This is a genomic window from Dyella sp. Tek66A03, assembly GCF_052567735.1.
The window spans coordinates 4,674,501-4,697,409 of record NZ_CP199584.1 but is presented as its reverse complement, the minus strand read 5'-3'; the positions used below and the strand labels follow the sequence as shown (position 1 = coordinate 4,697,409).

Here is a 22,909-nt window from a genome sequence, read left to right as displayed (position 1 = left end):
TTCTCTGCAGCTTGCTACCGAGCGAAGTCCTTGCGCTTGAGGACATTCATACCCGCTTCGTCTTTGACGTATACCCGAAACGGGTATGTTTTTCCGCCCCGCCATCCTTGCTGCCAGGGTGCCGTTACAGTAAGGCGGCGCCCGCCGCAGTTGAGAGTATTGCGCCGCTCATCGTGAAACAAAAAACCCGCCTTGCGGCGGGTTTTTTGTGAAAGGCGCTGGACCCCTGCCTTCGCAGGGGTGAGCAACGGTAGGCCACGCGCTAGGCGCGTGGCCCCTCGCTCACTTGATCTTGCCTTCCTTGTAGATCACATGCTTGCGGACGACCGGATCGTACTTCTTGAACTCGAACTTTTCCGGCGTGTTCTTCTTGTTCTTCTGCGTGGTGTAGAAGTGGCCGGTACCGGCCGAGGAGATCAGGCGGATCTTGTCTTGTTTGCTATTAGCCATGGCTCAATCCTCAGACCTTTTCGCCGCGAGCACGCAGGTCGGCGATCACGGCCTCGATGCCATTCTTGTCGATGGTGCGTAGTGCGTGGTTGGAAACGCGCAGCTTCACCCAGCGCTTCTCGCTCGGGACCCAGAAGCGACGCTCATGCAGGTTCGGCAACCAGCGGCGACGGGTTTTGTTGTTGGCGTGCGAGACGTTGTTGCCGGTCTGCACACCCTTTCCGGTGACTTGACATACACGGGCCATGATGACCTCCGTAATCGGTGTACCGCCCGTTAGCCAGGGCGACATCGGCCCAGCGGCGCTGTGCGCCACGCGATGCTGGAGGGTGTTGATTTCGGGGTCTGCCGTGAGGTTCGCATCGCGTCGCGAACGTGCCCGAAGCATCGGGTCGGCATAGTCGAGCCAGACATTCTCCCAGAAAAACAGGGTCGTGCGCAATATTTGCTCAATTGAGGGATGTCCGCATGGCGGCCTGCGGGGATGTATGGAACAATTCAGCTCTTTGCTCAACCGCACTCGCACTATTTTACGAGGGATATCCCATGGCAGATTTCACCGCCAACGGCCAGGCCAATGGCCAGGCTGGCCAGCCGCAGCTGGTGTTGCAGAAGATCTATGTGAAGGACGTGTCATACGAGGCACCCAACGCCCCGCAGATCTTCCAGGAAGTAGGTGAAACGGATCAGCAGCCGCAGGTGCAGCTGAACCTGGGCCAGAAGGCCGTGGAGCTGGGCAACGACCAGTACGAAGTGGTGCTGAGCCTGACCCTTACCTGCATGCTGGGCGAGCGCACCGCGTACCTGGCCGAAGTCCAGCAGGCCGGCGTGTTCGGCATTGCCGGCTTCAACGAAGTGGACCACGCCGGCATCATCAACAGCTACTGCCCGAACCTGCTGTTCCCGTACGCGCGCCAGATACTTTCCTCGCTCGTGCTGGAAGGCGGCTTCCCGCCGTTCCTGCTGCAGCCGATCAATTTCGACGCCCTGTTCGCCGAGCAGCAGCGTCGCATGCTCAGCGGCAGCGCCGCTCCGATGCTCAATAGCTGATCCGATAGAGCCTGCTTATGGAGGAGCGTCCGATCCTGGCCGTTCTCGGTGCCGGTTCCTGGGGCACCGCGCTGGCGGCTCTTGCTGCGCGCAACCAGGTGCCGACCCGGCTGTGGGGGCGTGATGCCTCCGCGTTGAATGCAATGGCCGCAAGCCATCGCAATCGGCGCTATCTGCCGGATGTCGAGCTGCCGTCCGAGCTGGTCTACGAGGCCGACCTCGCCGCTGCCTTGCGCGGCGCGCAGGTGGTGCTGATCGTCGTGCCCAGCCACGCGTTCGCCTCCATGCTGGAGGACATCGAGCCGTGGCTGGAGCCCGGTGCCCGCATTGCCTGGGCCACCAAGGGCTTCGAGCCAGGTACGGGCCGGTTCCTGCACGAGCTGGTGGCCGCGCGGTTCCCGGGGCGTCCGGCGGCGGTGGTCACCGGTCCGTCGTTCGCGCGCGAAGTGGCGGCCGGCATGCCCAGTGCCGTTACCGTGCATTCCGACGATGACGCTTTCGCCCATGAGTTGGCCGTGTTGCTGCACGCGCCGAACTTTCGCGCCTATTCGGGCAGCGATGTGCTGGGTGCGGAGTTGGGTGGCGCCATGAAGAACGTGCTGGCGGTCGCCACTGGTGTCGCCGACGGCATGGAGCTGGGCCTCAATGCCCGCGCCGGCCTGATTACGCGTGGCATGAACGAAATGCTGCGACTGGGCGTGGCGCTGGGTGCGCGCCCCGAGACCCTGATGGGCCTGGCGGGCTTGGGCGACCTGGTGCTGACCTGTACCGGCGATCTTTCGCGTAATCGCCGCCTGGGCCTGGCGCTAGGACGTGGCCAGGGCATCGCCGAGGCCGTTCGCGAGATCGGGCAGGTGGTGGAAAGCGTGCTCACCGCCGACGAAGTGGTTCGCCTGGCGACCAAGCACGAGCTTGATCTACCCATCAGCAGCGGCGTGCGCGCCGTCCTGCACGGCGAGGTCACGCCCGCCGAGGGCCTCAAGCTGCTGATGGGACGCCAGCAGAAGCCCGAGTATCCGAAAGGCTTGTTCGGTCCATTTTGACGCTCCGTTTGAGCTGTGAAGCCATGTCTCATCATCCGGCATCAAAAACCGCGCGATGAGACGCGCACTCGTGCAAGTCCCTTGCTAAGCTCAATGTTTTGGTCGCCCTAGCGGACTGAATGCGCATGCAGTCACCGGACGATAAACAGCACGGCGACCTGGTCGCGCCCCGTAGTGACAGCGGTGGCGAGTCGTTGCCTGGTGTCTGGCGCAAGTTGCTGGCGTCGGCGGCTGTGGGCGCGCCCCATGAGCAGGGCGTGCTGGGCTTTTTCCTCGAAGTGATGCCTGAAGAGGGCGTGCCCTACGCCCATCTGGACGTGGCGCCGGTGCTGTTGACGGTGGCCGAGCAGGGCGGTCGCTTCGTGCGGCCTGCGCCGCTGGACAGCAAGCATCTGGCGCAGCGGCACTTGCAGCCACACGAACAGCGTCTTGCCGCCACCGTGCTCGGCCTGCCGCAGAGTCTGCGCAAGAGTCGCAGCTATGCGCGGCTGTCCGGCCATGTCGGCGATGCGCTGCTGGCGGAGATTCTCGATACCTCGCCGTGTTTCCTGGGCGGCCTCGCCGGCCTGCGCGTGTCGCGCGGCAAATCGCATCAGCTCAATTGGCAATGGCATATGGAGCAGGATGGCAGCCAGCGATTGTTCCCTTCGCTGCCCACCAATCATCGCCTGCTGCGCATCGATGGCCTGTGGTACATGGACGGTGAGCGCGCCGAGCTGGGTCACCTGGAGGCGCCGCTGGAAGAAGCCCAGTGGCTGGACCTGCCGCCGCTGAAGCACGAATACAGTCAGACTTTGCGCGATGCTCTGCCACGCAGCCGGTTGGCGCATCGGCTGCCGTTGCCGCGGGTGTTGGGCGAGATGCGTCGCGCCGAATTGTCGCCCAAGCCGGTGCTGACCCTGCACGCGCTCACCCGTCACGCCCGCCTCGCGGCCGGTACGCCACCGCTGGCCTACGCCCGTCTCAACTTCGACTATGCGGGCGAGCGCCTGCCTGGCCGTGGCGGCGAGCCGCTGGTGCGTCGCGTGCGCAATGGTCATCTGGTCGAGATCATCCGCCGCCGCGCCGAAGAGCTCTCCGCGATGGAGCAGCTGGAGCGCGCCGGCCTCACGCCGGGCGTGGATACCGAAGGCCTGCCCTGGGATCTTGCCGACACGTTGCCTGAAGATGCATGGCTTTTCCCCGGCAAAGGCTACGCTGGCGCACTGGAAGTGAACACGCCGGCACGCTGGTTGGCGCTGCGGCCCAAGCTCGAAGCCGAGGGATTCATGCTCGACTACGCGCCGAGCTTCCCGTTCGAAGTGCTGGAAGGACCGGTGCGCTGGTACGGCAACGCCGTCGAAGACACCGACGATCACGCCTTCGACCTGGAAATCGGCATCGAGGTGGAAGGCAAGCGGCACAACCTGCTGCCCGCCGTGGCGCAGGCCCTGGCCGAGCATCAACTCAACCTCAGCCCCGCGCCGAACGAGCCGGAAGACGCCGTGTGGTACGCGCCGGTGGACGAACGCCGCCGCGTGCCGGTGCGCCTGAAGGAATTGCGCGGGCTGCTGGCGCCACTGGCCGAGTATCTCGAGCGCCCGCGCAACAAACTGCACCTGCCACGCGTGCAGGCGGGCCGCCTGGAAGAGCTGGTCGACGCACTGCCCAGCGGCGGCGAGCTGGTCGCGCCCGATGCGCTGCGTGGCTTCACCGCGCGCCTGCGTGATGCGGCAGAGCGAGCCAGTGATGCGGTGCCCGAAGGTATCACCGTGGAGCTGCGTCCCTATCAGCGCGAAGGGCTGCGTTGGCTCAACGCACTCGCTGAAGCGGGCGTGGGCGGCGTGCTGGCCGACGACATGGGCCTGGGCAAGACCCTGCAGCTGATCACTCATTTGCTGGCGTTGAAAGAACGCGGCCAACTGACCCAGCCCGCGCTGATCGTCGTGCCCACCAGCCTGATTCCGAACTGGCAGGCGGAAGTGGCCCGCTTCGCGCCCTCACTGCGCGTGCTGGCCCTACATGGCCCGCAGCGCGGTGGCGATTTCTCGCAGCTGGGCGGGCAGGACATCGTGCTTACCAGTTATGCGCTGTTGCCGCGCGACGTGGTCACGCTGCGCAAGCAGCCGTTCGCGCTGATCGTGCTGGACGAAGCGCAGCAGGTGAAGAACCCACGCACGCAGGCACGCCGCGCGGTGCTGAGCCTGCGCGCGCCGCGCTGCATCTGCCTCACCGGCACGCCGCTGGAAAATCATCTGGGCGAGCTGTGGTCCCAGGTCGACCTGTCGGTACCCGGCTTGCTCGGTGACGAGGGCGCGTTCCGTCGCCACTACCGCGTGCCGATCGAACGTCATCGCGAAACCGAGTGCCAGGACCGCCTCAATCGCCGCCTCGCGCCCTTCATCCTGCGTCGGACCAAGTCGCAGGTGGCTTCCGAATTGCCGCCGAAAACCGAGATCACGCGGCGCGTCATCCTCGAAGGCCGCCAGCGCGAACTGTACGAGAGCCTGCGCCTGTCCCTGGCCGAAGAGTTGCGCGAGGTCATCGCCCAGCGCGGCATCTCGCACAGCGGCATCGTGGTGCTCGATGCCTTGCTCAAGCTGCGCCAAGTCTGCTGCGATCCGCGCCTGGTCAAGCTGGAGGCGGCGCGTGGCGTGCGCGATTCGGCCAAGTTCGAATTGCTGATGGACATGCTGCCCGCGCTGCTGGCGGAAGGCCGCAAGGTGCTGCTGTTCTCGCAGTTCACCGAAATGCTCAAGCTGATCGCCCACGAACTGGATCGTCAGCGCATCCGCTACGTCACGCTGACCGGCGAAACGCGCGATCGGGCCGAGCCGGTGCGCCAGTTCCAGGAAGGCGAGGTGCCGTTGTTCCTGCTATCGCTCAAGGCGGGCGGCGTCGGCCTGAACCTCACCGCTGCGGACACCGTGATCCACTACGACCCGTGGTGGAACCCGGCCGCGGAAGCGCAGGCTTCCGATCGCGCCCATCGCATTGGCCAGGACAAGCCGGTGTTCGTGTTCCGCCTGATCACCGGCGGCACCGTGGAAGAGCGCATCGAGGAGCTGAAGGCACGCAAGGCCGAGCTGGCCGAGGCCGTGCTCGAAGGTGGCGGCACGCGCGAGAAGCTCAGCTTCGATCAGTCGGATCTGGACGCGCTGCTGGCGCCGGCTTAGTTCATCTTCTTCCTCTCCCCTTTGGGGAGAGAGCCGAGGTGAGGGGCCAATCTTGCGTTGAGGCTGAATCGAAGCGGGCTTCGTCGAAGCGTTACCGCGAGCACCCGCCCCTCACCCCAACCCTCTCCCCTCTGGGGAGAGGGAGAATGGCTACGGCCGCGCCCGCAGCAACCCATCCACCGCTTGTTGCCACTGCGGTGAACCCACGGGCAGCTGCGGTGCTTCCTGGCCTAGCCGGTGCTGTACGGCGTGATTCCATTCGTCCGAGCCGCGGTCCGGGCCGTGACCTTCGGCGTCGGTGACGTGTAGCCGGTTGTCGACCCAGGCATACCATTCGGCGGAGCCGAGCATGGCGTTGTCGGGCGCGTTCTGCGCGGCTTTTGGTTGAGGCGGCTTCTGCTCGGGCGGTGGTGAGCTTGGCGAGCACGCAGTGAGCAGGACGAGCGGGAGCATGGCGAGATATCGACGCATGGCGGCCTCCGATCAACGAACAGAGGTTGAGACTAACGGCAGCCGACCCTGTGGCGATGAATCGCACCTGACATGCGTGGTGCGATAGGTGCGCTTCGTGCGCCTCAACGGCGCGCGGCGACCTCGTCGATATGCTTGAGCAGGTCCGCCGGATCTTCATACACGCGGAATGCACCGGCGTCTTCCAGTTCTTCCTGGCCGTAGCCGCCGGAGAGCAGGCCCACGCCGAGCGCACGCGCGCGTTGCGCCGCGAGCATGTCCCAGATGCTGTCGCCGACGACCAGGCTGTAATGGACGTCCAGGCCAAGTCGCTCTGCCGCGGTGATGAACAGATCGGGATCGGGTTTGGCGTAGCGAACCTGATCGCGTGTCACCACCGGCACCTTCGACGGGTCGACGCCGAGCGCTTCGAGATTGTGTTGCGCCGTCAGCATGCGCCCGCTGGTGGCGATGGCCCAGGGGATCTGTTCTGCGGTGAGGAAATCGAGCAGTTCGCGCGCACCGGGCAAGGGTCGCACCGCGTCCTGCGAGGCCTGCCGGTTGTAGGCTTCAGCATGCCATTGGCGTAATCGGGTAAGCCGCTCCTCGGTGATTTCAAGGCCGGTTTCGCGCAGAAGCATGTTCGCGAAAAGCCCGCCGCTCATGCCGATCTTGCGATGAATACGCCATACCGACAGCTCGACGCCTTCGCGATCGAGCGCCTCCTTCCAGGCCAGCACGTGCTGATACACGCTGTCGACCAGGGTGCCATCGAGATCGAACAGGAAGGCCGTGTCACCGTGCGCCATGGCGCTTCTCCATCACTGACAGGCGGCTAGTGTCGCCGATTGGCGCGGGATGCCCAACTAGGGCGCGGCCGCGGAAGGCTTCCAGGACGGTCAGCGCAGCGCCTTCGTCATTCACCCAGTCGTCTTTCCCGACTCGGCGTGTCGGCACGGGCCCATGGCGACCGCATCGGATCTCATGCCAACATCAAAAGGACGGCAACTCTGCCAGGCCTTCCGCCACTCTCTTAGAGGACTTAAGGAGGGAATGTGAAGATCTTGGTGGTCGACGACCATGCGCTGTTCCGGGCCGGACTGCGCCTTCTGCTGCAATCCATCCAGCACAATGCCGAGGTTCTCGAGGCATCGACGCTTGCCGAAGCCATCGCTCTCGCCACCAGGCATCCCGATCTTTCCGTCTGCCTGCTCGATTTGAATCTGGAAGGCGAGTACGGGCTCGATGGCCTGTCCCGGCTGAAGCAGATCGCGCCGGATGTCGCCGCCGTGGTCGTTTCGGCAGCGCATGACCCCGTCACGATCCATGCCTGTCTGGATGTTGGCGCCATGAGCTTCGTGCCCAAGAGCATGCCGCCCGCCACACTCGCGCTCGCGATGAAGGAGGTTCTGGCCGGCAACGTCTACCTGCCGCCCGACGTGCTTGCGCACTCCGGCTCAAGCGAAACGGCCGCACCCGTTCTCACCCGTCGGCAGCACGATGTTTTGCGCGCCTTGGGCCGGGGACTACCGACCAAGTCGATTGCCAGGGAGTTGGGGCTGTCGGAGCACACGGTCAAGGAATACATCAGCGCACTGTTTTGCGCGCTGAAGGTCAACAACAGGACGGAAGCGGTGGTGACGGCCACTGCGCTTGGATTGTGGTCCGCCCGCTCGGCTGGCCGAGGCCAATGAAGCGCGCCGACGAGTTTCGGGACGCCACCATGGATGACAGCAAAGCCACCGACGGCGCCGCCATGGCTGAGAGTTCCTTGACGGCTGCATCGCTCGATCAGGAAGTACTGCGCGAGAGGCTTGAACTTCACGCGCGCATGCTGAAACGCATGCCGTTGGCGCATGTCGCCTTGATCGTGGGCCTGGCTCTCACTGAAATACCCCATGTCGCTGCTGGGACCTTCATCGCATGGGCGTCGTGGATCTTGCTTACCGAGTTCGCGCGAGCGCTCTACGGCATGTGGATACTCAAACGGACGGACTGGTATTCACTGCGAATGGTGGAATGGCAGATGGTGTCGCTGGCCGTCGTTTCTGGTGCGGGCATCGGCATGTCAAGCCTCCTCTTTATTGCCAAGTTGCTGGTAGAAGATCAGTTGCTGCTTGGACTCATCGTCTTCGCCGCTTCCGCCGGCAGCGTTGCCGTCGCGCAAGCGTCGCGGCTTATCATTGGCGCCTACTCGGGCGCCTTGTTGGTGATCGCTGACGTCGGCTGGCTTCGGTTGTACCCGCAGCATGCCTTGCCCATGCTCGCGATGGACATGCTTTATATGGGGCTGCTGATCGGCGTTGCCGGCGAAAGCGAACGCATGCTCCGACGGTCCATCGCCGTGCGTCGCGAACGTGACCAGATGGTCCGTAAACTGGAACACAGCCATACCGAAGTCACGCAGGCGATGCGGCTGGCTGAAGATTTAGCGGCGGCACGTTCACGCGTGCTGGCTGCGGCGAGCCATGACCTGCGCCAGCCGCTGCATGCGCTGTCGCTTTACAGTGCCATCCTCAATGCAGAACCCTCACCCGAAACGCTGCGGGAAGTCAGCACGAAGATCGACGAGATCGTCCATACGTTGGGCTCATTAGTGCACGGCTTGCTGGATCTTTCGCAGCTGTCCATGGGTCACTACGTAGCGATCACCAAGACCTTCCCGTTGGACCTCCTGGTCAGCTCCGTTTGCAGCGAATACACATCCGTCTCGCAGCAAAACTGCCTCAGCCTCAAGATCGATACCCTGCCGCTTGCGGTCCACGCAGATCCTCTGGCGATCTCCAGAATTCTGCGTAACCTGGTGGACAACGCGTTCAAATATACGCAACAGGGCGGCGTTACCGTATCGCTGCGACGCGATTCGAGCGAAGCCGTGCTGGCCGTGCTGGACACAGGCGTAGGCATTCCAGAGAGCGAACACGCACGGATCTTCGAAGAGTTCTATCAGCTCCGCAATCCCGGTCGCGACCGTGTGCGGGGCGTCGGTCTCGGCCTGGCCATCGTTAAGCGACTGGCTGAATTGATCGGAGCAAGAATTGTGCTTCGATCGCGCGAGGGCGAAGGGACGACGATCGAGCTGCGAATTCCCGGCATTGTCGAACTACCCAGCGGTAACAGCGACGCTTCGCCGGGCGCCGATGGCAACGCCGTTGCGGCGCGCGGCCATCTCACCGTCTTCGTCGTGGACGATGAGGTGGACATTGTGCAAGGCGCACGCGCGCTACTTGAACTCTGGGGCTACCAGGTGCGCACCGCCACCGGCTCGGAGGAACTGGCTTCGCTGTTCGTCAAGTATGGACGTCCAGATCTTCTGATCGTGGATCTGCGTCTGCGGGACGACGAAAACGGGATCGCTTTGGCTGAAAGGATGAGGCGCATGCACGGAACATTCGCGGTGCTTGTCGTTACCGGCGAAACGTCGTCGTCGGCGCTGGCGGACGCCAAGCAGTCGGGCTACGGCATCGTGCATAAACCCATTTCGGCGCCCATGCTGCGCCAACGCATTGAAGAGGCTCTCGTCGCATCGGCGCAACCCCAGCGCGTTGCGGACGCCGCCGATAGCGCGTCGGATGCCGCTACGCCGATCGGCATCGACTGAGCGACGCCAGCGTTTCGATGCTGACGCGCGACGCGTTGGTGCCACCGATACCTCGCTCCAGTTCCCCCATCGCATCCCCGCGAAAGAGGGGTTTCACCTCCCATCTCAAGCCTGGATAGTTCATACAAGATCCGGTGCTCGACGGTAGCGATTGGACCGTCGCTAGATCACCAGGCAATAAGTTGCAACGCCGGAATCGCGCGTCTCTGCGCTGCCGATTCCCAATCCCTTTACGGGGCCTTGGTTACGTCATGACTGCCGTGTGCCCGACTGATGCGCAGGCATGGCAGAACATTACAAACGGAAGGGATAGCACGATGAAACGCGCGGTCATGCTTCTGGCGATGGCGTTGAGCACGACAAGTGTCGCGCTGCACGGACAGTCGTCAGGAACAATTCAAATAAGTGGATTGATTTTGCAGGGAACGTGTGCCGATACCGTCGCGGTGAATCGCTCTCCCGAGCCACGGCAGGTGCGCCATCGTTGCGCGCTGGGCGCTACAGGCGGCGGAAAACGCCACGGTCCGCTCTACACCGAGCATAGGATGTCGGTCAGCCGTCACACCGGCATCCGCCTGCTCGACTATTACGTCGATAGTGCACGCTCACGCTCAAGCGAGCAGGTTCAGCTGCTCAGGCGGGACTACGAGTGAGCACAGGCATCGGCAAGTCATCCTTGTCCGAGTGTGAGGCCCTATTCGGCCGAGCGGCTATTAATCGCTGCAGCGACCAGGGGCTTGCCTGCTTCCAGCACGGCCAGCGCCGCAGCGCCGAGCAGGCCCGGCTCCGGATGAACCATCGCCACCGTGGGTACCTGTTCCATCGTTTCGCGGAAGCGACCCTTGGCCTCGAAGCGTTCGCGGAAGCCGCCACGCTTGATCCACGGCAACAGGATGGGCAAGACGCCGCCGGTGAGGTAGACGCCGTCCCAGCCGCCGAGGCTCAGTACCAGATCGCCTGCCACGCTACCGAAGATGCCCGCCAGCGTTTCTACCGTGCGCACGCACAGCGGATCGGTGCCGGCCTCGGCACGCGAGGTGATGTCTTCGGGCGTGTATTCCTCGGCCGGCTGGCCGGCCATGTCGGCCAGGGCGAGATAGAGATTCACCAGGCCGTTGCCGCAGATCATGCGCTCGTTGGACACGCGACCGAAGCGGTCGTTGAGGCGGTGCAGGATCTCCACGTCCTCGGTGGTGTGCGCGGCGAAGCCGGCGTGGCCACCCTCGGTCTCCAGTACGATCCAGTTCGATTCGCGGCGCAGCAGGCCGGCGACGCCCAGGCCGGTACCCGGGCCCATTACGACGAAGGTCTGCGGCTCGCGCTGACCCAGCTGCGGCAGCGCCTGCGGGCCGACTGACGACGTCTGTTCGGCGAGCAGCAGGGGTACGGCCATGGCCTGCGCGGCGAAGTCGTTGACCAGATGCACCGACTCCATCTCCAGCTCGGTCTGCAGCGCGTGCGCCGCCACCTGCCAGGGATTATTGGTGACCTTGACCGTCTCGCCCTCACTGATGCGGCCGGCCGCGGCGATGATGGCGCGCTGGGCACGATGGCCGGTGTCTTCGAAGTACTGACGGATCGCGTCAGCCATCGAGGCGTAATCCTTGACCCGATAGCGACGGACGCTGTCTTCCATCAACGGCGCCGTACGGCCCGTATCGGCCAGGGCCAAACGCACATTGGTGCCGCCGAGGTCAGCAAGCAGGGTCGGGGCGGCACGGGCTGGCGTTCTCATGGAGGGTCCTGGCGGCGGGGAACGATAAGCGTGACTCCCCGAAGCCTGTTCGTCCAGTAGTGCGCAGGCATTTGGACGCCAGAAGGCGGGCTCCGATGGCCCTGTTTCACCATCCGCGGCGGAATGGAAGTAGCTCGGCCATGCCGCCTTTCGCTGCTCGCCCCGTTCGCTAGTGCTGCGCGGCCGGTGCCGCCGCAGGCTCGGCGGCGCGTGGATCGTAGCCCGTCATCATGGGCTGTCCTGCCGGTGGCAGCCCCCGCATATGCGTTACCAGCGCTGCGTCCACCGAGCCCCCTCGATTGCCCCAGCTGGAGCGCACGAAGCTCAATATTTCAGCCACCTGATGGTCGCTTAGCCGATCGCGGAAAGCCGGCATGCTGAATTGACTCGGTGCATCGCGACCCGACGGCATGGTGCCGCCATGCAGAACCAGCCGAATGATGGAGCGCGGGTCGTCGCCGTTGACGGCCGGGTTGCCGGCGAGTGCCGGAAACACGTAGCCGTAACCGTGACCGTCCGTGCGGTGGCAGGTGGCGCAGTTGTCGATATAGAGCTGCGCACCCGCTGCACTCACGTTGCCGGCGAACAAGGCGTCGCGCGTGGCCTGGTCATAGGTAAGCGGAGTCTCCTGGCGCGATGGGGTGAGCGACTTGAGGTATTGCGCGACCGCCGTGAGGTCGTCGTCACTCATGAACTGCGTGCTGTGTTCCACCACGTCGTACATCGCGCCAAAGATGGCACTGCGCTCGTTGCGCCCGCTCTTGAGCACGGTCACCAGCTCCGCTTCCGACACGCTGCCGAGACCGCTGGCCGGTTCGCCACGCAGGCTGGGCGCAATCCAGTTGTCGCTCTCGCCACCACTGAGAAAAAGCGGGCTGTTGCCCAGTGAGCGTTCCTGCAAGGTGAACGCGCGCGGGGTGTGGCAGGCACCGCAATGGCCGAGTCCTTCGACCAGATACTCGCCGCGCGCCAGCACCGGATGCTGCGACATCGCCACTTGCATCGGTTCGACCTTCGGAGCGAACAGCCAGCGCCAATACGTCAGCGGCCAGCGCATCGACAGCGGCCAGTGAATGCGGTTGTGCAGATTGTCCTGCTCCACCGGCGTTACGCCGCGCATGAAATAGACATACAGCGCCTGGATGTCCTGGTCGCTTACCCGTGAGAACGAAGGGAACGGCATCGCCGGGTACATCGACTGTCCCGAAGGCTTGATGCCTCGCCGCACGGCTCGCTCGAACTGACCATAGGTGTAGTTGCCGATACCGGTCTTCGGATCAGGCGTGATGTTGGTGCTGAAGATGGTGCCGATCGGCGAAGCGATCGGCAGTCCGCCCGCGAAAGCCTTGCCACCAGGTGCCGTGTGGCAGGCCGCGCAGTCGCCCAGCCTGGCCAGGTACTCGCCCTGCTTCATCTGCGCATCGGTCGGCATCGGCAGCGTCGCTGCGGCGTCGCCGCCACCGCGACCCAGGGCCAGGGTTGCCAACCAGGCCAACACGACCAGCACGACCAGCCAGGTAACGATGCGCAGCAGGGCGCCACCACGACTGCGACGACGTTGGGCCAGGGTGTTCATACCTGCACCAGGGGACCGGGGTTCTTGAGGTAGGTCTCACGGATCGCCTTGACCGATCGGTAGGTCAGGCCGCCGATGAGGCCGGTCGGGTTGTAGCCGATGTTTTGCGGAAACGCCGAGGCGCCGGTGACGAACACGTTATGCACGTCCCAGCTCTGCTGGAAGTTGTTCAGCGCACTGGTGTTGGGGTCCTTGCCCTGGATGACGCCGCCGGTGGTGTGCGTGGTCTGGTACTGGCGCACGTCGTAGTGGTCGCCGGGCTTGCGGATGGTCTGCGCGCTCTGGCGCGGCTTCATCTGGTCGACGATCTCCTGCGCACGGTCGGTCAGGAAGCGCGTCATCTTGTATTCGTTGTCATGCCAATCGAAGGTCATGCGCAGCAAGGGCAGGCCGAAGCTGTCCTTGTAGGTGGGGTCGAGATCGAGATAGCGATCGCGATAGGACATCACCGAGCCGTGCGTCTGTAGGCCGGTGGTGTGCAGGTAACTGTCCTTGGCGGCGCGCTTCCACTTCTCGCCCCATGCGGGCGTGCCCGGTGGCAAGGTCAGCTGCTGGATCGGGCGCCCGCCGGTCTGTCCGCCCAAAATGTAACCGCCGCCGACGAAGCCGTGCGGGCCATGATCGAAATGGTCCGAGTTGTAGTCGTCGATGATCTGGTTGCCGCCCGAGCCCGCGGCGACGAAGGGGTTGATCGCCACGTCCTTGTCGTAGAACAGCGAGATGCCGCTCATCATCTGGTACGCGTAGTTCTTGCCAATGACGCCGGTGCCGGTCTTCGGGTCGTAGGGCTTGCCGATACCCGACATCAGCATCAGGCGCACGTTGTGCATCTGGAATGCCGCGACGATTACCAGATCCGCCGGCTGTTCCACCTGCTGGCCCTGCGCGTCGATATAGGTGACGCCGGTGGCGCGCTTGCCGGTGTTGTCGAGATTGACGCGAGTGACATGGCTGTTCGTGCGCAGCTCGAAATTCTGGCGGCGCATCAACACCGGCAGGATGGTGGTCTGCGGCGAGGCCTTGGAATACATGTAGCAGCCGAAGCGCTCGCAATAGCCGCAGAGATTGCATGGACCCAGGCGCGCGCCATACGGATTGGTGTAAGGCTGCGAGGCATTGGACGAAGGCTGCGGAAACGGCTTGTGGCCCAGTGTTCGTGCGGCATCGGCGAACAGTTTGGCGGCGTAGTTATCGGCCACCGGCGGGTTCGGATACTCGCGACTGCGTCGCCCCTCAAAGGGATTGCCGCCATCCTTGATCTCGCCATTGAGGTTGCCGGCGCGCCCCGAGGTGCCGCATACGTACTCGAACCGATCGAAGAACGGCTCGAGCTCGTCGTAGGTCACGCCATAGTCCTGGATCTGCATGTCGTCCGGCATGAACTTCTTGCCGTAGCGTTTGGTGATATGGCTCTCGAACTCCAAGTCCTCTGGCGATGGCCGGTAATGCTGGCCGTTCCAGTGGATGCCGGCGCCGCCGACGTGGTTGCCGAACAGGAACGAACCGTACTGGCGATACGGCACGGCGGTTTCATCCAGGGTGTGGCGGATGGTGATGGTTTCTTTGGCTAGCGGCTGAAACAGGCCGCCACGGATGCCATAGGCCAACTCATCGGCGCTGCGCGGATAGGCAAAATCCGGTGAGGTATCGCGAAAGTCACCGCGCTCGAGCGCGAGTATGTTGATGCCGGCATCGGCCAGCTCCATGGCCATGATCGCGCCGGTCCAGCCGAAGCCGACGATCACCACGTCGACCGGTTTCATACGCGTCATGGCTTCGCCCCTTTGATGGACACGGGACCGAGCGGATAGACCTTGCCGGGCTGTTCGATCCAGTCGGCGAAGTCGGCGCGTGCACCGGGGAAACCGATCATCTTCCAGCTGCCCATGTTCTTGTTGCCGCCATACATCGGGTCGGCGAAATAGCCTTCCTTGGTATTGGTCAGCAGTAACGAGAAGAATGCGGTGGCAGGCAGCTGGTCGAGCTTGATGTCGCCTTTCTCCAGGCCATGCAGCACCTCGTCGCGTTGCTCGGGTGTCAGGGCAGAGAAGCGCTGGTTGTGTTGCTTCTGGCACCAGTCGTCGACCGCGGCGATACCGGTGCGATAGAGCTCGCGCGGCGCAAAGCGCAGTTGATAACCCAGTGTGGGCGGCGTATTGGGCACAAACGGCCCTTGCATGTACCAGAGGCCGCCATGTCCGTAGGCATCGTCCATCTGCCGATCGAGAAACTCGGGTACACCCAGTTCCAGTGCGCCGGGTCCGTCTTCGCTGGAGGGAATCAGTCGATCCACCGCCGCCTGGATGAACTCCCATTCGGGCGCGGTGAAGTAGTGGGGCGTATAGGCGGGTCCCGCCGCCGCTGCCGTGGAGCCGCCCTGGGGCTGCGCGATGGCCGAAGTCCCCAGCAGGCTCACTGCCGGAACGGCAACCAGAGACTGCCGAAGAAAATCGCGCCGAGACGACGAGCCGAGCTTATCGGACATGGCATTCCCCGGGCGCTAAAAAAACCCCGTTCATGCTGGCTTGCCGGATGAATGCAAAACGTGAAGGCTCCAGCCCCATGCGTCGAACTCGCTGAATCACCGGCGCTTTTGAATTCCGTGTTTCGATAGGTAGCCGCTGCCTTCACAGTGAGTCGACCGGCGGCATTGTCACAATCAAAAAGCAGGCTGCGGTGGCGATTTCGGAAGCATGGCTAGCGGCGGCGAGTGGATGCTCCGCGAGGACTCGTGCCATGCTGATTCCACGCCGCGCGCGGTCAGCGACGACGGATGCCATGGATACTTCACGCGAACAAAGCCAGCTGCGCCTTTCCATCGTTCTGGCCTTGCTCGTGGGCGTGGCAAGCGTGGTGGCGGGTCTGTTCATGCGCTCGCAAGCGATCGCCTTCGATGGCTTCTATTCGCTGGTCGATGCCGTGCTTACCGGTGGTTCACTGGCCGTTTCCCGCCTGGTCGCCAGCGAAGGCAGCCGGCGCTTCCAGTTTGGGTATTGGCATCTCGAGCCGTTGATCGTGGTGTTCAACTCGGCCGTGCTCGCCGTCGTTTGCAGCTACGCGGCCTTCACCGCCGTGCACGACCTGCTCACCGGTGGTCACGAGCTGGCGTTTGGTATCGGCGCTGCCTGGGTGGCGTTTGTAGGCGTGTTCTGCATGGGCATGGCGTTCTACATGCATCGGCACGCTGTCGCGCTGGGCTCGGTCCTGCTGCAGGTGGATATGCGCAGCTGGTTTATCAGTGGCTGCATCAGCATCGCCGTGCTGGCGGGTTTCGGCATCGCCGCCGTCATCAAGGGCGGTCCGCTTGATCACTGGACGCGCTATATCGACTCCACCATTCTGCTCCTGCTCACGCTCGCACTGCTGCCCCTGCCGCTGAAGACTCTGTGGCATGCATTGCGCGAGGTACTGCAGCTGGCGCCGGACGAGCTGGACAGCCGCGTGCGCACGGTGATGGAGGCCATGGTGAAGGAGTACGACTATCTGCGATTCGATAGTTACGTCGCCAAGATCGGCCGCATGCGCTTCATCGACATCCATATCCTGGTCGAGCCGTATCGACCGCTGGGTACGATGGGTGAGATGGACGCCGTGCGCAGCGCTATTGCCGCGCGTCTGGGCAGCGACATCCGGGCGGAATGGCTGACCATCACCTTCACCAGCAAACGCGAGTGGATGTAACGGCCGGCCGTGGGCCGCCGGCGACAATGACCTCAGGCCATCCGTTGCAACCAGTCGCCCAGTTGCTTGAGTACCTGACTGCGCGCGGGTTCCGCTTCGTTGAACAACTCGTGGTACAGCGCATCGAAATAGCGCGTGGTGAGCTTCTGGCCAGCCCATGCGCCCGCGGCGAAGTCGCGGCTGCCTGAGGGATCGACCAGCCGGTCGGCACCGGCTACCAGCAGCAGCGTGGGCATCCGCAGCTGAGACGAGTCGCCAATGGAGCTCTCGCCGGCGCGGAAAATGAAATCGGCCATGCGCGGCGTTATCCAGCGATGCCGCAACGGATCGCCACGGTAGGCCTGCTGCACCTGCTGGTCATGCGAGAGCTCGTCGAACGACAGCCCGTTAGGCAGGGGCAGATTTGGCACAACATGGGCGAGCAGGGCGGCCAGGCGCCGCAACCAGGCATGCTCCCAACTCCGGAACGCCGGTGAGGAAAGTACCAGTGCGGGCGGCTGCACGCGCTGATCGAGCACGGCGCGTGCCGCCACCAGACCACCCATGCTGTGGCCTAGCAGCAAGGGTGGGCGGGGCAGGCCAGAGGCATAGTCGTTGTAGACCGTGGCCAGGTCCTCGAGCAGGTCGTCGCTGTGGCGCATCGCCCCGCGTATGCCTGGCGTCTGGCCGTGGCCGCGCTGGTCGTAGCTGCGCACGGCATAGCCGCGCGTGCGGAACCACAGCGCCAGCCGCTGATAGCGGCCGCTGTGCTCACCCAGGCCGTGCACGATCAGTACTGCATCCTGGCTGCGGGCATAGGGCCAGTCGCGCACGAACAGGCGTTGGCCATCGGCCATGGTCAGGTGTTGGGAGCTGTCGCTGCCCTGGTCGCCCGGGTGGTTCACATCGCGGCCTTGTTGGGAAAGGCCGAATTCTGCATCAAGTGGAGGGTGCTGTGGCCGCCCGCGGCGCGTGGGGGACTCGGCGGCGCCTTCCACGGGTCGCCCGACGCTGGCCACCTCGCGGGAGGACGGGTGCATGATATCGGGTGCGTGTTGCCAAACGGCCCTGAAACCCCCATCTCGAATCCATTGCCGAACTGCCCGGACACCAGCCCAAGTCCATGCCACTGCACGATTTTCATCCCGCCGTCGCGGCCTGGTTCCAGGGCGCGTTCGCCGCGCCCACGGCGCCGCAAAAGGCGGCCTGGCCGCCCATTCGCGCGGGCCGGCATACCCTGGTGGCGGCACCTACGGGCTCGGGCAAGACGCTCACGGCCTTCCTTTCGGCCATCGACATGCTGGTGCGCGAAGGCCTCGCCCATGGCGGCGCGCTGCCGGATGTCACCTCGGTGGTCTACGTCTCGCCGCTGAAGGCACTCTCCAACGATATCCGCATCAATCTGGAAGCCCCCCTGGAAGGCATTCGCGCGGAGCTGGCCAAGCTGGGGCTGCCGGACGTGGCGATCCGCACGGCCGTGCGTACCGGCGACACACCGCAGTCCGAGCGCACCTGGATGCGCAAGCAGCCACCGCACATCCTGGTCACCACACCGGAGTCGCTGTACATCCTGCTCGGCTCCGAATCCGGTCGCGCCATGTTGGGCAGCACGCGTACCGTCATCATCGACGAAATCCACGCCATCGCTTCGAGCAAGCGCGGGGCGCATCTGGCGCTCTCGCTGGAGCGCCTGGAGTCGCTATGCCAGCGCCGTTTGCTGCGGATCGGTTTGTCGGCGACGCAGAAGCCGATTGAGGAAGTGGCGAAATTCCTGGTCGGAGCCCGCGCTCTACTCCCTCTCCCCTCCGGGCGACCCGAAGGTAGTCCCGTGGGAGAGAGGGCTGGGGTGAGGGGCCAATCTAGCGACAAGGCTGGAGCGAAGCAGGCTCTGATCAGCAACGCCGCAAGCACCCGCCCCTCACCTCAGTCCTCTCCCCAGAGGGGAGAGGAGGACGTATGCATCATCGACGTCGGCCACACCCGCCAGCGCGACCTCGCCATCGAAGTTCCCCCCGTCCCGCTCGAAGCCGTCATGTCCAACGACTGCTGGGAGCTGGTCTACAACCGCCTCGCCCAGCTGGTGGAGTCGCATCGCACCACGCTCGTCTTCGTCAATACGCGACGCATGGCCGAGCGCGTGTCGCGGCATCTCTCCGAACGCCTGGGCAAGCCGGCGGTCGCCGCGCATCACGGCAGCCTCGCCAAGGAACAGCGTCTGGATGCCGAGCAGCGTCTCAAGCGCGGCGAACTTTCCGTGCTGGTCGCCACCGCATCGCTGGAGCTGGGTATCGACATCGGCGATGTCGACCTGGTTTGCCAGCTCGGCTCGCCCCGATCCATCGCCGCATTTCTGCAGCGCGCGGGTCGCTCTGGCCATGCGGTGGACGGCACACCGAAGGCGCGGCTGTTTCCCGCCACGCGCGATGACCTGGTCGAATGCACGGCGTTGCTCGACTGCGTGCGACGGGGCGAGCTGGACGCGTTGATCCAGCCGCCGCAGCCGCTGGATGTACTCGCGCAACAAATCGTCGCCGAAGTGGCCTGCCGGGAATGGAGCGAGGATGCGCTGTTCGCCATGGTGCGCGGCGCCCATCCCTATCGCGAACTTACGCGTGAGCAATTCGACGCCACGGTGCGCATGTTGGCGGAGGGTTTTGCCACGCCGCGCGGCCCGCGCGCAGCCTATATCCATCGCGATGCCGTGCATGGCCAGCTGCGCGCCCGACGCGGCGCACGCTTGACCGCGGTGACCTCGGGCGGCGCCATCCCCGATACCGCCGATTACCTCGTCGTGCTGGAGCCCCAGGCCACCATCATCGGCACGGTGAACGAAGACTTCGCCGTCGAGAGTCTGGCAGGTGACGTATTCCAGCTCGGCAACACCAGCTATCGCATCCAGCGCGTCGAGCGCGATCGTCTGCGCGTGGAGGATGCCCAAGGCGTGCCGCCGAATATCCCGTTCTGGCTGGGCGAGGCGCCGGGTCGCACGGTCGAGCTATCGCATGGCGTATCGCGCCTGCGCGAGGAAATCGCCACCCGCCTCGATGACGGCGGTGTACCGGCTGTCATGCATTGGTTGCAACACACGCTCGGCCTGAACGAGGCGGCGGCACAGCAACTCACCGACTACCTCGCGGCGGCCAAAAACGCACTCGGCGTCTTGCCGACGCAGAACACCCTGGTATTCGAACGCTTCTTCGACGAGTCGGGCGGCACCCAGCTCATCATCCATTCGCCCTGGGGCAGTCGCATCAATCGCGCCTGGGGCCTCGCGCTGCGCAAACGCTTCTGCCGACAGTTCAACTTCGAGCTTCAGGCCGCCGCGACCGAAGACGCCATCGTGCTGTCGCTGTCCACCAGCCACAGCTTCCCGCTGGAGGAAGTGGCGCGCTACCTGCATTCCGGCTCGGCTGAGCAGGTGCTTATCCAGGCATTGCTGGATGCACCGCTGTTCCCGGCGCGGTGGCGCTGGAATGCCACCACCGCGCTGGCCTTGCCGCGCTTCCAGGGTGGCCGCAAGGTGCCGCCGCCCTTGCAGCGCATGAAGAGCGAAGACCTGCTCGCCGCGGTGTTTCCCGATCAGGTGGCCTGCCTGGAAAACATCGCTGGCGAGCGCGAGATTCCCGATCATCCACTGGTCAACCAGACCCTGCACGACTGCCTGCGCGAAGCGATGGATGTGGATGGCCTGCTGCATATCCTGCATGGCTTGGAGGACGGCTCGATCACCGAAGTCGCCCGCGATCTCGCCGCTCCCAGCCCCTTGGCCGGCGAAGTGCTGAACGCCGCGCCCTACGCCTTCCTCGATGACGCGCCGCTGGAAGAGCGGCGCACTCAGGCCGTGCAGGCACGCCGGTGGAACGACGCCGAAAGTGCCGATGATCTTGGCCGCCTCGACCCGGAAGCGATCGCTGCCGTGCGCGAGGAGGCCTGGCCGCAGGTGCGCAGCGCCGACGAGATGCATGAGGCACTCGGCATACTCGGCGCAGTCACTCAGCGCGAAGTCCACGCGAACCAAGGCTGGGACGCCTGGCTCGCCGACTTGGCCAAGTCCCACCGGTCAACGTTGCTCACCCCCTCGCTCCGTGGGAGTGAGGCGTCAGTCCCGCCCGAAGCATGCTGGACCTCGGCCGAAAAGCTGCCCCTGTGGCAGGCCGTACACCCCGATGCGACGTTACAACCGGCCATCGTCGCGCCGGCGGAATTCGCGAGCCAGGCAGGGAGTCGCGAAGAGGCCTTGCTCGAACTCGTACGCAGTCGCCTCAGCGGACTCGGGCCCGTCACCGTGGCGCAACTCGCCGAGACGCTGCAGGTAGCCACCACCGACGTCGACCTCGCACTGATCCGCCTGCAATCCGAAGGCTATGTCATGCAGGGGCGTTTCACGCCGGGCGCCACGAACGTGGAGTGGTGCGAACGCCACCTGCTGGCGCGTATCCACCGCTACACCATCGGCCGCCTGCGTCGCGAGATCGAGCCGGTAAGCCGGCGCGACCTGATGCGCTTCCTGTTCGACTGGCAACACGTGGCGCCAGGTTCACGCCTTAGCGGGCCCGATGCCCTGCCAGCCGTGCTCACCCAGCTTGAAGGTTTCGAAGCCGCGGCGGGCGCGTGGGAAGCGGAACTGCTGCCTGCGCGCATCGACGACTACGCCATCAGCTGGCTCGACGACCTTTGCCGGGCGGGCCGCGTCAGCTGGAGCCGTCTGCGTCACGGTAGCGGCGGTGGCGGCGGCCCGGTTCGCGCAACGCCCATCGTACTGTTGCCGCGTCGCAGCCTGCCAATCTGGACCGGCGCGGCCTCCGGCGACGGCAACCTCCAGGACGTGTTGATCTCCTCGCGCGCGCAGGCCGTGCTCGATGCCTTGCGCGACGAAGGCGCCCTATTCTTCGACGAACTACTGCACGCCACTCACTTGCTGCGCACCGAGCTGGAAGACGCACTCGGCGAACTGGTGGCCGCCGGCCGCATCACCGCCGACAGCTACGCCGGCCTTCGCGCCTTGCTGGTGCCCGCCGCCAAACGCGACGCCCACCGACATCGCCGCCTCCGCCGCCACATGCTCACCGGCATCGAAGACGCCGGCCGCTGGTCACTGGTCCGCAACCAGATTCTTCTCCCCTCTGGGGGGAAGATGCCCGGCAGGGCAGATGAGGGGCGGGTGCTCGCGAAAGAGCTGAAAGGTTCCGCCAAGAACGCTCCCGCTCTCCAGCGGTTGGGGACAACCAAACCCTCCGACCCCGACGCCATCGAACACATCGCCCGCACCCTGCTACGCCGCTACGGCGTAGTGTTCTGGAAACTGCTCGAGCGCGAAGCACCCTGGCTCCCAAGCTGGCGCGAACTCCTACGCGTCTACCACCGCCTGGAAGCCCGTGGCGAAATCCGCGGCGGCCGCTTCGTGGAAGGCTTGGTGGGTGAGCAATTCGCCTTGCCAGAAGCCATCGCCCGCCTACGCGCAACGCGACAAACCGAGCCGCAAGGCGAACTGGTCTGCATCAGCGGACATGATCCGCTCAACCTGGTGGGCACCGTACTCGTCGGCAACAAACTGCCCGCCGTCATCGGCACGCGCGTCCTTTACGAAGACGGCGTAGTCGTCGCTGCACTGGTAGCCAACAAGCCGCAATGGCTGGTGGACGCCGCACCGGATCTGCAACAGCATTGGCGCAACGCCTTGCTACGCCGGACGGACCACGATGCGCTCAAGGCGAGCGCACGTCCCGCGAGTTACTCGCTGTAGTCAGCGATATAGACCAACAAACCGTCGCGCTGACGAAATTCGCTACGGCCGCCCAAGGTGATCGATTGTCCCGCGCGCACGCCGTTCGGAAGATCCACGGCAAACGTTCCATCAAACAGGATGTGTACGGTGGCCGTGCCGTCGCGTTCTTCATAGGCAAGCACCAGCTGCCGACGCGCAGAGAACAGGTAGCGCGAGCTCTCCGCCAGGCGTTGCAATTCATCCGCGCCCTGGGTGCGTACGCTCAGTACGCCAGCGGTATAGTTCTCGAACACCACCTCGCGATGCATCGTCGCCAGCATGCCGTCGACATCCATGCGGTTGTACGCGCCAAGGTAACGTTCAATCAATTCGCGCATAGCGCCTTCCCGTCGATGCGCCCGCTACCAGGCGCGCTGCCGGCGAGTCTACGTTACCCGCGGCGGGAAGCCGACCCTTCAGCATGA

The 22,909-nt window shown here is 64.6% G+C and carries 18 protein-coding genes; 8 read left to right on the top strand and 10 right to left on the bottom strand.

Annotated features, from left to right (window positions below; all coding sequences use genetic code 11):
* Positions 1-282: 282 nt before the first annotated feature.
* Positions 283-450 carry a 50S ribosomal protein L33 gene (gene rpmG / locus ACT01B_RS20825; RefSeq protein ID WP_008211962.1) on the bottom strand — a complete coding sequence of 56 codons (168 nt, stop codon included), beginning with the start codon at positions 448-450 and terminating at the stop codon, positions 283-285.
* 10 nt (positions 451-460) lie between these two features.
* Positions 461-697, bottom strand: a complete 237-nt coding sequence (gene rpmB / locus ACT01B_RS20820) for a 50S ribosomal protein L28 (RefSeq protein ID WP_445147542.1) — start codon at positions 695-697, stop codon at positions 461-463.
* Positions 698-996: 299 nt separating this feature from the next.
* On the opposite strand from rpmB, the gene secB reads away from it, so the two are divergent.
* The 3 genes from secB (at position 997) to ACT01B_RS20805 (ending at position 5,698) form a co-directional block, all read left to right on the top strand.
* Entirely contained in the window at positions 997-1,500 is a 504-nt protein-coding gene (gene secB / locus ACT01B_RS20815) for a protein-export chaperone SecB (RefSeq protein ID WP_445145106.1), read from the top strand.
* A gap of 17 nt (positions 1,501-1,517) precedes the next feature.
* Complete coding sequence (locus ACT01B_RS20810; RefSeq protein ID WP_445145105.1) at positions 1,518-2,543, top strand: NAD(P)H-dependent glycerol-3-phosphate dehydrogenase; 1,026 nt, start codon at positions 1,518-1,520, stop codon at positions 2,541-2,543.
* Between the two features lie 125 nt (positions 2,544-2,668).
* Positions 2,669-5,698: a DEAD/DEAH box helicase gene (locus ACT01B_RS20805; RefSeq protein ID WP_445145104.1), complete on the top strand. Its 3,030-nt coding sequence runs from the start codon at positions 2,669-2,671 to the stop codon at positions 5,696-5,698.
* A gap of 150 nt (positions 5,699-5,848) precedes the next feature.
* On the opposite strand, the gene ACT01B_RS20800 is transcribed toward ACT01B_RS20805, so the two are convergent.
* Positions 5,849-6,169 carry a hypothetical protein gene (locus ACT01B_RS20800; protein WP_445145103.1) on the bottom strand — a complete coding sequence of 107 codons (321 nt, stop codon included), beginning with the start codon at positions 6,167-6,169 and terminating at the stop codon, positions 5,849-5,851.
* A 104-nt stretch (positions 6,170-6,273) separates the two neighbouring features.
* Positions 6,274-6,957 carry an HAD family hydrolase gene (locus ACT01B_RS20795; protein WP_445145102.1) on the bottom strand — a complete coding sequence of 228 codons (684 nt, stop codon included), beginning with the start codon at positions 6,955-6,957 and terminating at the stop codon, positions 6,274-6,276.
* A gap of 258 nt (positions 6,958-7,215) precedes the next feature.
* Between ACT01B_RS20795 and ACT01B_RS20790 the strand changes: the two genes are divergently transcribed.
* The 3 genes from ACT01B_RS20790 (at position 7,216) to ACT01B_RS20780 (ending at position 10,402) form a co-directional block, all read left to right on the top strand.
* Positions 7,216-7,842: a response regulator gene (locus ACT01B_RS20790; RefSeq protein WP_445147541.1), complete on the top strand. Its 627-nt coding sequence runs from the start codon at positions 7,216-7,218 to the stop codon at positions 7,840-7,842.
* Between the two features lie 332 nt (positions 7,843-8,174).
* On the top strand, positions 8,175-9,749 hold the full coding sequence (locus tag ACT01B_RS20785) for an ATP-binding protein (RefSeq protein ID WP_445145101.1): 1,575 nt from the start codon (positions 8,175-8,177) through the stop codon (positions 9,747-9,749).
* A 317-nt stretch (positions 9,750-10,066) separates the two neighbouring features.
* Entirely contained in the window at positions 10,067-10,402 is a 336-nt protein-coding gene (locus ACT01B_RS20780; RefSeq protein ID WP_445145100.1) for a hypothetical protein, read from the top strand.
* 41 nt (positions 10,403-10,443) lie between these two features.
* Here the strand turns inward: ACT01B_RS20780 and glk are convergent, their stop codons facing one another.
* The 4 genes from glk to ACT01B_RS20760 form a co-directional block, all read right to left on the bottom strand.
* Positions 10,444-11,484, bottom strand: coding sequence for a glucokinase (gene glk / locus ACT01B_RS20775; RefSeq protein ID WP_445145099.1), 1,041 nt, complete (start codon positions 11,482-11,484; stop codon positions 10,444-10,446).
* Between the two features lie 169 nt (positions 11,485-11,653).
* The gene (locus ACT01B_RS20770; protein ID WP_445145098.1) at positions 11,654-13,060 is read right to left on the bottom strand and encodes a c-type cytochrome; all 1,407 of its coding nucleotides are present in this window, start codon (positions 13,058-13,060) and stop codon (positions 11,654-11,656) included.
* Complete coding sequence (locus ACT01B_RS20765; RefSeq protein ID WP_445145097.1) at positions 13,057-14,832, bottom strand: GMC family oxidoreductase; 1,776 nt, start codon at positions 14,830-14,832, stop codon at positions 13,057-13,059. The genes ACT01B_RS20770 and ACT01B_RS20765 overlap by 4 nt, the downstream gene beginning before the upstream one ends.
* Entirely contained in the window at positions 14,829-15,545 is a 717-nt protein-coding gene (locus ACT01B_RS20760) for a gluconate 2-dehydrogenase subunit 3 family protein (RefSeq protein ID WP_445145096.1), read from the bottom strand. Before ACT01B_RS20760 ends, ACT01B_RS20765 begins: the two co-directional genes overlap by 4 nt.
* Positions 15,546-15,796: 251 nt before the next feature.
* On the opposite strand from ACT01B_RS20760, the gene ACT01B_RS20755 reads away from it, so the two are divergent.
* On the top strand, positions 15,797-16,741 hold the full coding sequence (locus tag ACT01B_RS20755) for a cation diffusion facilitator family transporter (protein ID WP_445145095.1): 945 nt from the start codon (positions 15,797-15,799) through the stop codon (positions 16,739-16,741).
* A 32-nt stretch (positions 16,742-16,773) separates the two neighbouring features.
* Here the strand turns inward: ACT01B_RS20755 and ACT01B_RS20750 are convergent, their stop codons facing one another.
* On the bottom strand, positions 16,774-17,577 hold the full coding sequence (locus tag ACT01B_RS20750) for a lysophospholipase (protein ID WP_445147540.1): 804 nt from the start codon (positions 17,575-17,577) through the stop codon (positions 16,774-16,776).
* Positions 17,578-17,843: 266 nt separating this feature from the next.
* Between ACT01B_RS20750 and ACT01B_RS20745 the strand changes: the two genes are divergently transcribed.
* Positions 17,844-22,463: a DEAD/DEAH box helicase gene (locus ACT01B_RS20745; RefSeq protein ID WP_445145094.1), complete on the top strand. Its 4,620-nt coding sequence runs from the start codon at positions 17,844-17,846 to the stop codon at positions 22,461-22,463.
* On the opposite strand, the gene ACT01B_RS20740 is transcribed toward ACT01B_RS20745, so the two are convergent.
* Positions 22,451-22,822 (bottom strand): nuclear transport factor 2 family protein, encoded by a 372-nt coding sequence (locus ACT01B_RS20740; protein ID WP_445145093.1) that lies wholly within the window; start codon positions 22,820-22,822, stop codon positions 22,451-22,453. The two genes, ACT01B_RS20745 and ACT01B_RS20740, sit on opposite strands and share 13 nt — an antisense overlap.
* Between the last annotated feature and the right edge of the window lie 87 nt (positions 22,823-22,909).